General features: G+C 68.5%; 13 protein-coding genes. 7 read left to right on the top strand and 6 right to left on the bottom strand.

Annotated elements, in window-relative coordinates; translation table 11 throughout:
- Window positions 1-5: 5 nt before the first annotated feature.
- Genes FEK34_RS02985 through FEK34_RS03000 form a run of 4 tightly spaced genes read left to right on the top strand, consistent with a single transcriptional unit; the run spans window position 6 to window position 3,555 of the window.
- The gene (locus tag FEK34_RS02985; protein ID WP_171048009.1) at window positions 6-1,073 is read left to right on the top strand and encodes a thiolase domain-containing protein; all 1,068 of its coding nucleotides are present in this window, start codon (window positions 6-8) and stop codon (window positions 1,071-1,073) included.
- On the top strand, window positions 1,070-2,239 hold the full coding sequence (locus FEK34_RS02990) for a thiolase domain-containing protein (protein WP_138446275.1): 1,170 nt from the start codon (window positions 1,070-1,072) through the stop codon (window positions 2,237-2,239). The genes FEK34_RS02985 and FEK34_RS02990 overlap by 4 nt, the downstream gene beginning before the upstream one ends.
- A complete protein-coding gene (locus FEK34_RS02995; protein WP_138446276.1) occupies window positions 2,236-3,111 on the top strand; it encodes a TIGR03619 family F420-dependent LLM class oxidoreductase in 876 nt (291 codons plus the stop codon). Before FEK34_RS02990 ends, FEK34_RS02995 begins: the two co-directional genes overlap by 4 nt.
- 15 nt (window positions 3,112-3,126) lie before the next feature.
- Window positions 3,127-3,555, top strand: coding sequence for a nuclear transport factor 2 family protein (locus FEK34_RS03000; RefSeq protein ID WP_138446277.1), 429 nt, complete (start codon window positions 3,127-3,129; stop codon window positions 3,553-3,555).
- Window positions 3,556-3,618: 63 nt separating this feature from the next.
- Here the strand turns inward: FEK34_RS03000 and FEK34_RS03005 are convergent, their stop codons facing one another.
- On the bottom strand, window positions 3,619-4,890 hold the full coding sequence (locus tag FEK34_RS03005) for a cytochrome P450 (RefSeq protein WP_138446278.1): 1,272 nt from the start codon (window positions 4,888-4,890) through the stop codon (window positions 3,619-3,621).
- A 187-nt stretch (window positions 4,891-5,077) separates the two neighbouring features.
- On the opposite strand from FEK34_RS03005, the gene FEK34_RS03010 reads away from it, so the two are divergent.
- Together FEK34_RS03010 and FEK34_RS03015 are read left to right on the top strand one after the other, a co-directional pair.
- Window positions 5,078-6,241, top strand: coding sequence for a steroid 3-ketoacyl-CoA thiolase (locus FEK34_RS03010; RefSeq protein WP_138446279.1), 1,164 nt, complete (start codon window positions 5,078-5,080; stop codon window positions 6,239-6,241).
- Window positions 6,242-6,603: 362 nt separating this feature from the next.
- Window positions 6,604-7,020, top strand: a complete 417-nt coding sequence (locus tag FEK34_RS03015) for a helix-turn-helix domain-containing protein (RefSeq protein ID WP_014348820.1) — start codon at window positions 6,604-6,606, stop codon at window positions 7,018-7,020.
- Window positions 7,021-7,183: 163 nt separating this feature from the next.
- Here FEK34_RS03015 and FEK34_RS03020 read toward each other — a convergent pair whose 3' ends face one another.
- The 5 genes from FEK34_RS03020 to FEK34_RS03040 form a co-directional block, all read right to left on the bottom strand.
- Window positions 7,184-8,218, bottom strand: coding sequence for a hypothetical protein (locus FEK34_RS03020; protein ID WP_138446280.1), 1,035 nt, complete (start codon window positions 8,216-8,218; stop codon window positions 7,184-7,186).
- Complete coding sequence (locus FEK34_RS03025) at window positions 8,215-8,730, bottom strand: ImmA/IrrE family metallo-endopeptidase (RefSeq protein ID WP_036532694.1); 516 nt, start codon at window positions 8,728-8,730, stop codon at window positions 8,215-8,217. Before FEK34_RS03025 ends, FEK34_RS03020 begins: the two co-directional genes overlap by 4 nt.
- A 6-nt stretch (window positions 8,731-8,736) precedes the next feature.
- Window positions 8,737-10,092 (bottom strand): hypothetical protein, encoded by a 1,356-nt coding sequence (locus FEK34_RS03030; protein ID WP_138446281.1) that lies wholly within the window; start codon window positions 10,090-10,092, stop codon window positions 8,737-8,739.
- Between the two features lie 555 nt (window positions 10,093-10,647).
- Window positions 10,648-11,559, bottom strand: coding sequence for an SDR family oxidoreductase (locus FEK34_RS03035; RefSeq protein WP_138446282.1), 912 nt, complete (start codon window positions 11,557-11,559; stop codon window positions 10,648-10,650).
- A 74-nt stretch (window positions 11,560-11,633) separates the two neighbouring features.
- Window positions 11,634-12,437 carry an SDR family oxidoreductase gene (locus FEK34_RS03040; protein WP_138446283.1) on the bottom strand — a complete coding sequence of 268 codons (804 nt, stop codon included), beginning with the start codon at window positions 12,435-12,437 and terminating at the stop codon, window positions 11,634-11,636.
- 60 nt (window positions 12,438-12,497) lie between these two features.
- On the opposite strand from FEK34_RS03040, the gene FEK34_RS03045 reads away from it, so the two are divergent.
- Window positions 12,498-13,262 carry an enoyl-CoA hydratase family protein gene (locus FEK34_RS03045; protein WP_138446391.1) on the top strand — a complete coding sequence of 255 codons (765 nt, stop codon included), beginning with the start codon at window positions 12,498-12,500 and terminating at the stop codon, window positions 13,260-13,262.
- Window position 13,263 lies beyond the last annotated feature (1 nt).

Here is a 13,263-nt window from a genome sequence, read left to right on the forward strand (position 1 = left end):
CCCGAGTGACCATCACCGAGCGTTCGACCGATAACGCCACCGACATCGCCGTCGTCGGCTTCGCGCACGCACCCCATGTGCGGGAGACCTTCGGCACCACCAATGGCGTGGAGATGCTGCAACCGTGTTTCCAGCAGCTCTACGACCAGCTCGGCATCACCAAGTCCGATATCGACTTCTGGTGCTCGGGTTCCTCCGATTACCTTGCCGGACGGGCCTTCTCGTTCATCTCTGCGGTCGACTCGATCGGCGCGGTGCCGCCGATCAACGAATCGCATGTCGAGATGGACGCGGCCTGGGCCCTCTACGAGGCGTGGGTGAAACTGCGGTCCGGTCAGGCCCGCACCGCGCTGGTGTACGGCTTCGGCAAGTCCTCCGCCGGCACCCTGCGTCAGGTTCTGTCGATGCAGCTGGATCCGTATCTGGTGACGCCGCTGTGGCCGGATTCGCTGTCCATCGCGGGCTTGCAGGCCAGGGCCGGTCTGGACGCCGGTCGCTGGAGCGAACGCGATATGGCCGCCGTTTCGCAGGCGCATCGCGCCGACGGGACTTCCATCGACGACCTGCTGGCGGCGCCGTATGTCGCCGACCCGCTGCGTGAACACGATTGCGCCCCCATCACCGACGGGGCCGCGGCCATCGTGCTCGCGGTGGGCGACCGGGCCCGCGAACTGTGCGAGCGCCCGGCCTGGATCACCGGCATGGCGCATCGGATCGACTCGTCGGTGCTGGGCGGGCGTGATCTGACCGTCTCGCCGTCGACGCAGGCCGCCGCCGAGGCGGTGACCGGCGGCGACACCAGCGGTTTCGATATCGCCGAGCTGCACGCTCCGTTCAGCCATCAGGAATTGATCCTCGCCGAGGCGATCGGCCTGGACAAGCGCACCAGGATCAATCCCTCCGGCGGCGCGCTGGCCGGTAATCCGATGTTCGCGGCCGGACTCGAGCGCATCGGCTTCGCGGCGCGCGAAATCATGGCGGGCACCGCCGATCGTGCCCTCGCCCACGCCACCAGCGGGCCCGCGCTGCAACAAAACCTTGTGACCGTTCTGGATTCGGAGGCTGGCCGATGAGTTTCCCGGCTGCGGTGCTCGGCACCGGACAAACGCATCATGTGACGAAACGCAGCGATGTGTCGATGGCCGGCATGGTCCGCGAAGCCATCGACCGCGCGCTGGCAGATTCCGACCTCACCATGGCCGATATCGACGCCATCGTGATCGGCAAGGCGCCGGACCTGTTCGAGGGCGTCATGATGCCCGAGCTCTACATGGCCGACGCGCTCGGCGCACCCGGCAAGCCGCTGCTGCGCGTGCACACCGCCGGTTCGGTGGGCGGCTCGACCGGCGTCGTCGCGGCCAACCTGGTGCAGGCCGGCGTGCACGAGCGGGTGCTCGCGGTGGCGTGGGAGAAGCAGTCGGAGTCGAATGCCATGTGGGCGTTGTCGATTCCGGTGCCGTTCACCATGCCGGTCGGCGCCGGCGCGGGCGGCTACTTCGCCCCGCACGTGCGTTCCTACATCCGCCGCTCCAATGCCCCCGGGCACATCGGCGCGATGGTGGCGGCCAAGGACCGGCGCAATGGCGCCAAGAATCCTTACGCGCATCTGAAGCAGCCCGATATCACCATGGAGTCGGTGCTGGCCTCGCAGATGCTGTGGGATCCGATCCGCTTCGACGAGACCTGCCCCTCCTCTGACGGCGCCTGCGCGGTGGTCATCGGTGGGGAGAAGTCCGCCGCCGCGGTGGAAGCGGCGGGCAAGAAGGTGGCGTGGGTGCACGCGACCGCGATGCGCACCGAGCCCACCACCTATGCCGGGCGCGACCAGGTGAATCCGCAGGCCGGGCGCGATGCGGCCGCCGCGTTGTGGAAGCAGGCGGGCATCACCGATCCGCTCCGCGAGATCGACGCCGCCGAGATCTATGTCCCGTTCTCCTGGTTCGAGCCGATGTGGCTGGAAAACCTCGGTTTCGCCGCGCCGGGTGACGGCTGGAAACTCACCGATAAGGGCGAAACCGAGATCGGCGGCATGCTGCCGGTCAATCCGTCCGGCGGCGTGCTCTCCTCCAACCCGATCGGCGCCTCCGGCATGATCCGCTTCGCCGAGGCCGCCAAGCAGGTGATGGGCCGGGCCGGCGCCTACCAGGTCGAGAATGCGCGCAAGGCGCTCGGTCACGCCTACGGCGGTGGCTCGCAGTACTTCTCGATGTGGGTGGTCGGCTCGGAGCGTCCGGCATGAAGTTCACCCTCGGCATCGCGCTGAGCCCGCTCGATCAACTCACCGAGCTGGCCAAGACCGCGGAGGAATGCGGGTTCTCCTCCATCGCCCTGCCCGATTCGCTGTTCTACATGAAAACGGCCGAGGCGAAATACCCCTACACCCCGGACGGCAGCCGCTTCTGGGGCCCGGAGACCCCGTGGGTGGATCCGCTGATCGGGGCCACCGCCATGGCCGCGGTGACCAGCCGCATCCGCTTCTACACCAATGTGCTCAAGCTCGGTTCCCGCAATCCGCTGCTGCTGGCCCGCCAGGTCGGCTCGGTGGCGAACATGTCCGGTAACCGCTTCGGCTTCGGTGTCGGAATCGGCTGGGCGCCGGAGGAATTCGAATGGTGCGGGGTGCCGTTCCAGCGGCGCGGCGCCAGGGTGGACGAGATGATCGAGGTCATCAAGCTGGTACTCGGCGGCGGGATGGTCGAGTACCACGGCGAGTTCTTCGACTTCGACCCGTTGCAGATGAGTCCGGCTCCGAGCGAACCGGTGCCGTTCTATATCGGCGGCCACACCGACGCCGCGCTGCGCCGGGCGGCGCGGGTCGGTGACGGCTGGACCTCGGCCATGATGAAGTTCGACCAGCTGTGCGAGACCATCGAGACGCTGGGACAGCTGCGCGCCGAATACGGCCGGGCCGAGGAGCCCTTCGAAATCCAGGCGGTGTGCATCGACAAGTTCGGTCGCTCGGGCTATCAGGATCTGGCCGATGCGGGCGTCACCGATGCGATCGTGGTGCCGTGGCTGATGGACGGCATCGGCTTCGACGGTGAGCTGTCGGCCAAGCAGGAGTCGCTGCGCAAGTTCGCCGCGGCCAATATCGACGATCCGATCGTCTGAGCCGGAAGGACAACCATGACCGTCGAGTCCTCCCCCATCACCGATCACCCGGCGCGCGCCGCCGGCCTGGCCTCCCAGGCGGCGGTGCGAGCGCGCGACAAGAACGCCTGGCTGGAGCTGTTCGCCGAGGACGGCATCGTCGAGGATCCGATCGGGCCGTCCGGTTTCGATCCGGAGGGCCGCGGCCACCGCGGTCGCGATGCCATCTCGGCCTTCTGGGACAAGGCGATCGCGGCCACCGAATCGATCGAGTTCCTGTTCGGCGACTCGTTCGCCTGCGGTTCGGAGGTCGCGTTCACCGGCCTCATTCGCAGCACCCTCGGCGGGCATGTGATCGATGCCGAGGGCGTGTTCACCTATCGCGTGGACGAGGCGGGCAAGATCGCCGCCTTGCGCGCGTACTGGGAGGTCGATCGGGCCATGAAGACGGCGCGACCGGCCTGAAGCACCGACAACGACGATGCCCCCTCGATCCGTTCGAGGGGGCATCGTCGTGTGTGGCCGTGTTCAGCTGCCGGTCTGGCCGGTGACCGGGCAGGTCTTGTAGTCGACCGGGAATTCCTTGATGCCGTTGAGCCAGCCCGAACGCAGCCGCTTGGCGTCACCGAGCTTGCTGATATCGGGCAGATGATCGGCGATCGCATTGAAAATCAGATCGACCTCGAGCCGGGCCAGGTTCGCACCGATACAGAAATGCGCGCCGGTGCCGCCGAAGGACAGATGCTGATTGTCCTCGCGCATGATGTCGAACTTCTCCGGATTCTCGAAGACGTCCTCGTCGAAGTTGGCCGAGCGGTACAGCATGACCACCCGCTGCCCCTTTTTGATCTGCACGCCGCCGAGCTCCACATCCTCGAGCGCGGTGCGCTGGAACGACGTCACCGGGGTGGCCCAGCGGATGATCTCGTCGGCGGCCGTGGCCGGGCGCTCCTTTTTGAACAGCTCCCACTGATCGGGGTGATCGAGGAACGCCATCATGCCTTGGGTGATGGCATTGCGGGTGGTCTCGTTACCCGCCACCGCCAGCATGATGACGAAGAAGCCGAATTCCTCTTCCGAGAGCTTGTCGCCGTCGATATCGGCCTCGATCAATGTGGTCACGATGTCGTCGGCCGGACATTTCTTGCGATCGGCGGCCATCTGGTAGGCGTAGCCGAGAATTTCCGCGGACGCCACCACCGGATCGGCGTCGTTGTCGGGGTCGTCGTACCCGGTCATCTCGTTCGACCAGCGGAAGACCTTCATCCGGTCTTCCTGCGGAACACCGATCAGCTCGGCGATGGCCTGCAACGGCAGCTCGCACGCGATCTGGGTGACGAAGTCGCCAGATCCGGCCTCGGCGGCCGCCTTCACGATCCCCTCCGCGCGGGCCGACAGCTCGGCGCGCAGGCTGTTGATCGCACGCGGGGTGAAGCCACGAGAAATGATCTTGCGCAGTTTGGTGTGCTCGGGGGCGTCCTTGTTGATCAGGACGAATCGTTGCAGCTCGATCTGTTCCCGGGTGATGTCGTCGTTGAATCGCGGGATCGCGGTGTTCTCGTAGGTGGAGAACACGTCGCTGCGCCGCGAGACCTCCTTGACATCGGCGTGCTTGCTGACGACCCAGAATCCGTCGTCGTGGAAACCGCCCACTTCCGGCGGCTGCGGATTCCACCAGATCGGTGCGGCCCGGCGCAGCTCGGCGAATTCCTCGACCGGGATGCGGTGGGCATAGATTTCGGGATCGGTGACGTCGAATCCGTCCGGCAGATCGGGCCGGACCGTTCGAGGGGCTACCACCAGCGGCCTCCTTAAGAGAGTGCACAACCAAGCCGAGCCGAGCACCAGGTGCATCCATCGACAACACTGGAACACGTTCTACAATTATTGAAGCACAGGCGGGAAAACTAGGAAAGAAACCGGACAGATCCGCCGGTGACAAGTGTCAAGAACACGTTTCAGTTCTGTCCTCGAGGAAAGGTTGCAGATGGGTACACCCGTCATCGTCGAAGCCGCCCGCACCCCCATCGGCAAGCGCCGCGGCTGGCTGTCCGGCCTGCACGCGGCCGAGCTCATCGGCCTCGCCCAGCGCGGCCTGCTCGAGCGCGCCCATCTCGACCCCGCCCTCGTGGAGCAGGTCATCGGTGGCTGCGTCACCCAGGCCGGCGAGCAGTCCAACAACGTCACCCGGGTCGGCTGGCTGCACGCCGGACTGCCCTGGCAGGTCGGCTGCACCACCATCGACGCCCAGTGCGGTTCGGCCCAGCAGGCCAACCACCTGATCGCCGGACTCATCGCCACCGATGCCATCGAGATCGGCATGGCCTGCGGCGTGGAGGCGATGAGCCGGGTTCCGCTCGGCGCCAACGTCGGTGAGCACGCGGGCCCGCGCAGGCCGGCGTCGTGGAGTATCGATATGCCCAACCAGTTCGAGGCCGCCGAGCGAATCGCCAAGCGGCGCGGCATCACCCGCGAAGACGTCGACGCGCTCGGCGTGCGCTCGCAGCGCCTGGCCGCCCAGGCCTGGGCCGAGGGCCGCTTCGACCGCGAGGTGCTCACCGTGACCGCGCCGGTCGCCGATAAGGAAGGCAACCTCACCGGCGAGAAGATGGAGGTCAGCCGGGACCAGGGCCTGCGCGAGACCACCGCGGAAAGCCTGGCCGGACTGAAGCCGGTGCTCGAGGGCGGCATCCATACCGCCGGCACCTCCTCGCAGATCTCCGATGGCGCCGCCGCCGTGCTGCTGATGGACGAAAAGGCCGCGCGCCGTGAAGGTTTGACCCCGCGGGCGCGGATCGTCACCCAGTGCCTGGTCGGCTCGGAGCCGGAGTTCCACCTCGACGGGCCGGTGCAGGCCACCACCCGCCTGCTGGAGCGCTCGGGTATGAGCATCGGCGATATCGATCTGTTCGAGATCAATGAGGCCTTCGCCTCGGTGCCGCTGTCGTGGGCCTCGGTGCACAAGCCGGATATGGACAAGGTGAACGTCAACGGTGGCGCGATCGCGCTCGGCCATCCGGTCGGGTCCACCGGATCCCGCCTCATCACAACGGCTTTGCACGAGCTGGAGCGCTCCGACAAGAGCATCGCAATGGTGCTCATGTGTGCCGGTGGCGCACTAGCGACAGGCACGATCATCGAGCGGTTGTAAGGCTTTCAACCAATTCCCCGGTGTAACTTGAACGTTCATCTCGGAGGCGGCAAAACGTGTCGTACGCCACACAAAGTCCGGTACAGAGGACTAGATGAGATGTCAGCTAACTTGCGGCTACCGCCGGTCCGGCGGGCAAGACCCCCGCGACGGGCTAGAACTTGCTGGCCGGACGGCTCCACAAGAGCCGTTGGTGGAACCCGCAAACGCCACGCTCGGAGCCTCTGCACTGGATACCGACCTGGAAGCTTCAAGGAAATTCGGAATCAGGCGTAGGTTTTCAGTTACTGAGCCGCTAATATCAATGATACGTATCCGAGATAACGACTGTTAGTACAGCGAAGGGAATTGGGCGGCTCACAATGGCTGATTTCGCGGCGCGGCTGAACAAGCTGTTCGAAACCGTGCATCCCCCGGGGCGTAAGCCGCACACCAACGCGGAGGTCGCAGCCGCGCTGACGGCTTCAGGACATCCGATCTCCAAACCGTACCTGTCGCAGTTGCGGTCCGGTCAGCGGACCAATCCGTCGGACGAGACGGTGGCCGCGTTGGCGAAGTTCTTCAAGGTCAAGCCGGACTACTTCTTCAACGACATCTACGCCGCCAAGATCGACCACGATCTGGAACTGCTGTCTCAGTTGCAGGGGTACGGGCTGCGCCGACTGTCCAGCCGGGCGTTCGACCTGTCCGAAGAATCGCAGAATCTGCTCACGTCCATGGCGGAGAAGCTCCGGGCAAGCGAAGGTCTGCCCGAAGTTCCTCCGGACGGGACCGAATAGGCTCTCACACACCACAACACAGTGCGGCCCGCCGGGTCGCACTGTGTTGTGTTATGCGATCGGTGCCACCACGTAGCGAGCACCCGTTGGCACATGGCCGAAAACCGCTGTCCCGGAGCGTGAGCCGCGCCGGGCCAGCGGTCGGGCCGAAGGGTCCGCCGGATCAGGGCCGCGGCTGGGCGGCGGCCGGCTTCTTCTGCTGCTCGCGCGCGGTGGTGTCGAAGGCCTGTGCGATCGCACTGACCCAGCCACGCGGGCTCACACCCTCGGGCGGTGCGATCCAGCGAGCATCGACCACCACATCGCCGAGCGGATTACGCGCCCACCGGGCCACCCGGTCGGCGCGCTGGGTCACCGAGTCCGGCGGATCACCGGCCGACACGATCTGCACACCACCGCCCGACTGGAGATAGAGCGCGTCCATGATCTGCGCCACCCGGTCGGAAGCCTTCAACTGCGTGGAGGTGCCGCCCTGTTCGTGGGCCACCACCTCGGGGAAACGTTTCACCAGCACCCGGTGCAGCAGCTCGATACGCCGCAGCAACAGCCGCGCCCGCACCCACAACTCGATGACGATCCACACCGCGCCGAACGCGATCAACAGGCTCGCGATCTGCCAGGCCGGCCAACCCCAGTCCGCCGCACCGGGTTTCGCGCGCGAGGCATCGATGGCGGCACGCCGGATCTCGAGCACCGCGAGCACGGCCACCAGCGCGGTGCCCGCGGTGTAGATCGCGATACCGCGACCGAGCGCGGTCCAGTCCAGATTGCGCAGGCCGGTGACGACGATGAAAAGCCCGCCGAGCGCGACGATCACCCAGCCGAACACATGCGTCCAGGCCAGGGTCGCCGCGGCCGCGGCCGCACCGACCGCGTAGATCGCCAACGCGATCTGGCGCAGGTTGCGCCGCGACACCACCGGCCAGGCCGCCGAGGCGACCACCGAGGTGGCCGTGGTGAACAGCAGCCAGGCCGCGACGACGACACCGTCGGACAGCATGCCCGAGCGCAGGCCCTCCGGTAGCAGGTTGTCGACCGCGAGCCCGACGTCGGGAATCGCGACCGTGGCGGCGAGCGCGACCGCGGCGACCGCGATCACGATGGCCACCCGGGCGGTGGTCGCCGGCTTGACCAGCACCCGCCCCACCCGCGCACCGGCTGCCACCCAGACCAGCATGGCCGTCAACCAGAAGGTCATCCGAGAGCCTCATCGAATCGAAGGACCGAGACGCCCGCGCCCCGGTTGTTGAATACGCGCAGCCGCGTCATCAGCATCGCGGCGAAGGTCTCGGCCTCCCATTCGGCCTGCTCGTCCTCGCCGTCGTCGACGATCTGCTGGTGGGCGCGCTGACTCAGCATGTAGGCGATCAGATCGTCGCTGGCCTCGAGCGTCACCTCCGGCGCGGGCGCACCCTCGTGGTCGAACACGATGTGCCCGAGTTCGTGGGCGAGAGTGTGCTCGCGGCTGGGCAGCGCGGTGGCCAGCACGATCACGTCCTTGTCCGGATAGAAGCGGCGCTGACCGCAGACGCCGGGGCCGAGGTCGGCGTCGGCGATCTCGATCATCCGTTTGCGTTCGGCGGCGATGGCGAGCACCACCTCGTCGAGGGTGGTGGCGTCGAAATCGGCGGCGACCGCGCAGACCGCGTCCACGGCCGCGGCCACCCGTCGGTAGGACCGCGAACCGCTCTGCGCCTTACTCTGTGTCATCACCGATCACCGACCCGTTCCGAAGAATTCGGCGCGCGCGGCATCGATGCGTGCCTGTGCCGCCGAGGCACTCTGGAAGCTCACCGCACCCGACCCGGCGCCGGCGAGGGTCAAGGCGATCAGGCCGCCGATCACCGTCAGCATCTTCGGTTCGGGCAGCCCGTCCTCGGCGCTGGTGGTGCGCACATCGGGATCCGCGGGCGCGGCCAGTGCGGGCGGCGCGGCGGGAGCGGGGGCCGCGGCGGGCGGCGCGGGTGGCGCCGGAGCAGCGGCGGGTGCGGGCGGCGCGACCACGGGGAGAGCCGGGACGCCGGGAACGACCGGCGCGATGGCGGGTGGTGCGATCGCCGGCGGCGCGGGCACCGGCGGGATGGCCAGCGGCGGCAGCGCGGGCGCCGGCGGCACGGGCGGAATGGGAAGCAGCAATAACAGCAGCGGGGACGCGGACCCGACCGCGGCCGAACCCACGGCTGCCGAGCCGACCGCAGCCGAACCCGTTGCCGCGGAACCGAGTCCGGCCGCGCCGAGGGCGGCCGAGCCAACGGCTGCCGAACCGGTGCCGAGCACTCCGGCACCAGCCGAACCCACCGCTGCCGAACCCGTACCGAGAGCGGCGGAACCGGTGGCGAGCGCGCCCACGCCCGCCGAACCCACCGCTGCCGAACCGGTACCGAGAGCGGCCGAGCCGGTGCCGAGAGCACCGACACCCGCCGAACCCACTGCCGCAGAGCCGGTTCCGAGGGCCCCGACCCCGGCCGAGCCGACGGCCGCAGAACCGGTGCCGAGGGCAGCGCCGAGTCCGGCGGAGCCGGTACTGAGAATCACGCCGAGAGCGGAGGATCCACCGCCGAGCACCGCGCCGAGTCCGGCCGAGCCTGCGGCAGCGGAGCCCGCCGCGGCCGAACCGGCTCCGGCCGAACCGGTTCCGGGGCCGGCGACGTCGGTGGGTTCGAGGCCCGCATCGGCGGGGGTGGGGCGGCCGGGGATGGTCAGCGGCTGCCACTCGCCGGATTCATCGACCGGGGAGGTGGAGTTCGTCGCGTTCGCGCCGGGCGAACCGTTCGGCCCCGCACCATGACTTGGCCCCGCATCATGTCCGGGGTTTGCTCCGTTGCCTTGATTCGCCCCCGCGCCCGCGTCCGGGCCATTGCCGGCGTTTCCAGCGCCACCGCTTCCCGAGTTGGGCAGCAGGCCGCCGACGATCGGCGGGATCGGCCCGCCATTGCCCGGATTCGGGGCGCTGTTTCCGCCCTGACCGGAACCATTGTCCGGCTGGGCCTCGGCCGCTACCGGCCCGAGTAGTCCGAGGCAGCCGACGGCCCCCGCTACCGCGAGCACACGGGTGAAGCGACCACTGGCCATGCGACGGCCTTCCCCTCATAGAGACTGCGCAAATCCTCGCCCGGCCACACGCACAACCCGGACTCCAACAACGGTTGCCCATAGTAAACCGTCGCCTTCCGGCCGCGCAGCCGTACCGCCCGCTCAGGGGCGGCGATCGACCGGGCATTCGGATCGCCTGGACGGCGTAAACCACGTCCGCCGAGGTCTGCGGCCCGCGGCGCATGAGCAGGCGTGAACAACCTGACGGTCGGTTTGCTGGCAAACCTCACTCGGCAATCGATCCAGCGGTGAAGTGAAGTCGACCACAGCCCGGGCAGCCGCGCCCTCGCCGCGAGCTCGAGGCCAACAGGCCCGCACGACAAGCGCCGACGCGCAGGGCGTCGACCCACGGCGGCCCGCACGACAACCTCCGGCGGGCAGGCTTTCAAGTCGCGGCCCGACGAGACGCCTGTCGAACACGCGGTTTTCGGGGCAGCAGCCGCTCACCTCCGCCGGAGTCCCCGGACAGACGAGACGGCGGCGCAAGTCACCCGACTCGCGCCGCCGTCGATTGCCGAGGGGCCGATACGCCCCTTACGCCCCGTAGACGGGTTCCGGCGTATTGGCCTTGGCGAGCAGGTCCGCCACCACCGGGCCGAGCTCGGCCGGGTCCCAGCGGGCGCCGCGGTCGACGGGGATGCCGTGGCGCCAGCCCTCGGCGACGGCGATCTTGCCGCCTTCGACCTCGAACATGCGGCCGGTCACGCCGGCGGATTCGGCGCTGCCCAGCCAGACGACCAGCGGCGAGACGTTCTCCGGCGCCATGGCGTCGAAGCCCTCCTCGGGGGCGGCCATGTCTTCGGCGAAGACGGTCTCCGTCATCCGGGTGCGGGCGGCGGGTGCGATCGCGTTGACGGTGACGCCGTAGCGGGCGAACTCGGCCGACGCGGTGAGGGTCAGGCCGGCGATGCCTGCCTTGGCGGCGCCGTAGTTGCCCTGGCCGACGCTGCCCTGCAAGCCGGCGCCGGAGCTGGTGTTGATGATGCGCGCGTCCACCGGGCGCCCGGCCTTGGACTCACCGCGCCAGTACTCGATGGCGTGACGCATGGTGGCGAAATGGCCCTTGAGGTGGACCCGGATCACCGCGTCCCATTCCTCTTCGGACAGGTTGACCAGCATCCGGTCGCGCACGAAGCCGGCATTGTTGACCAGCACGTCCAGCCCGCCGAAGGTGTCGACGGCCTGGCGGATGAGCCGGCGCGCGCCCTCCCAGTCGGCGACGTCGTCGCCATTGGCCACGGCCTCGCCGCCCTGCGCGCGGATCTCGGCGACGACCTGTTCGGCCGGAGTCTCGCCGGTGTCGGCGCCGTCGAGCGCGGCGCCCAGATCGTTGACGACCACCTTCGCGCCCGCCGCGGCGAACGCCAGCGCGTGCGCGCGGCCGATGCCGCGGCCGGCGCCGGTGATGATCACGGTACGTCCGGCACAGATCCCATCGGTTTCCATCGTGTTCCTATCGTCTTGCTCAGCGGTCGGGGTGGGCGATCAGGCCGGTGCGGGCGCTGATCAGGTCTGGTCGGTCAGGGCTTGGGCGCGCCGTTCGGGGCGGCGGCGTTGACGGTGGCCGCGTCGAGGAAGGCCGGGCGTTCGCCGCCGCCGTGCACCTCGAGCGTCGCCCCGCTGACGTAGCCGGCCAGCGGTGAGGCGAGGAAGGCCACGCAGCGGCCGACGTCTTCGGGCCGGGCCAGCCGGCCCAGCGGGATGGTCGCGCCGACCGCGGCGATGCCGTCGGCGTCGCCGTAGTGCAGCAGGCTGAGTTCGGTTTCCACCGGGCCGACGACCACCGAGTTCACCCGGACCTTCGGCGCCCATTCCACCGCGAGCGAGCCGGTGAGACTGTCGACGCCGGCCTTGGCCGCACCGTAGGCGGCGGTTCCCGGTGACGGGCGGTGCGCGCTGACACTGGAGATATTGATGATCGAGCCGCCGTCGGGCTGGGCCTGCATCACCGCATTGGCCGTCTGCGAAACCAGCAGCGGCGCCAGCAGATTCAGCTCGACGATCTTGGCGTGGAAGTTCTTGCTGGCGTCGGCGGCCAGGGCGTAGGGGGCGCCGCCCGCATTGTTGACCAGGTGGTCGAGGCGCCCGTGCCGGGCGACGACGGTGTCGATCAGCTCACGCACCGCGTCACCGTCGCGCACATCGCAGGGCAGGAATTCGGCCTGCCGTCCCTCGTACTCCACCGGGGCGTCGCCGGGGCGGCGTGCGCAGGCCAGCACGGTCGCGCCCGCGGCGAGCAGGGCTCGGCTGACGCCCGCGCCCACACCGCGGACGCCGCCGGTTACCAGAACGACGCGTCCGGACAGATCGATTTCGAGTGCCACCGTGCTAACCTACCAAGCAATTGCTTGCTTAGCCAAGGTTCGCTCACGATGGGAACTGCGATGGGGATCAACCGTCACACCGAATCAACCGGCATCACCGTCATCACGGTCGACTATCCGCCGGTCAACGCCATACCCTCGGACGGCTGGTTCGCTCTCGCCGACGCACTGCGCGAGGCAGGCCGCGATCCGGAGACCAAGGTGGTGGTGCTGCGCGCGGAGGGCCGCGGATTCAACGCGGGCGTCGACATCAAGGAAATGAACGCCGACACCGGCCACACCGCCCTGATCCGCGCCAACCACGGCTGCTTCGAGGCCTTCGCCGCCGTCTACGACTGTCAGGTGCCGGTGATCTCCGCGGTCAACGGCTTCTGCCTGGGCGGCGGCATCGGACTGGTCGGCAATTCCGATATCGTCGTCGCCTCCGACGACGCCACCTTCGGCCTGCCCGAGGTCGACCGCGGTGCCCTCGGCGCCGCCACCCACCTGGCCCGGCTGATCCCCCAGCATCTGATGCGGGCCATGTTCTACACCGCGGGCACCCTCACCGCGCAGCAGCTGCACCACTACGGCTCGGTACTGCACGTGGTGCCGCGCGCCGAACTCGACGCCACCGCGATGGACGTCGCCGAGAACATCGCGAACAAGGACGGCCGGGTGATCCGCGCCGCCAAACGCGCCCTCAACGGCATCGACGTCCAGGACGTGCACCGCTCCTACCGCTACGAGCAGGGCTTCACCATGGAGCTCAACCTCGCCGGTGTGGCCGATGAGATCCGCGCGCGTTTCGACGACGATCTGGCCGCACAGAAGAAAGGGAAGTAGA

The organism is Nocardia cyriacigeorgica (genome assembly GCF_005863245.1).
GTDB classification, from domain to species: Bacteria; Actinomycetota; Actinomycetes; order Mycobacteriales; family Mycobacteriaceae; genus Nocardia; species Nocardia cyriacigeorgica_C.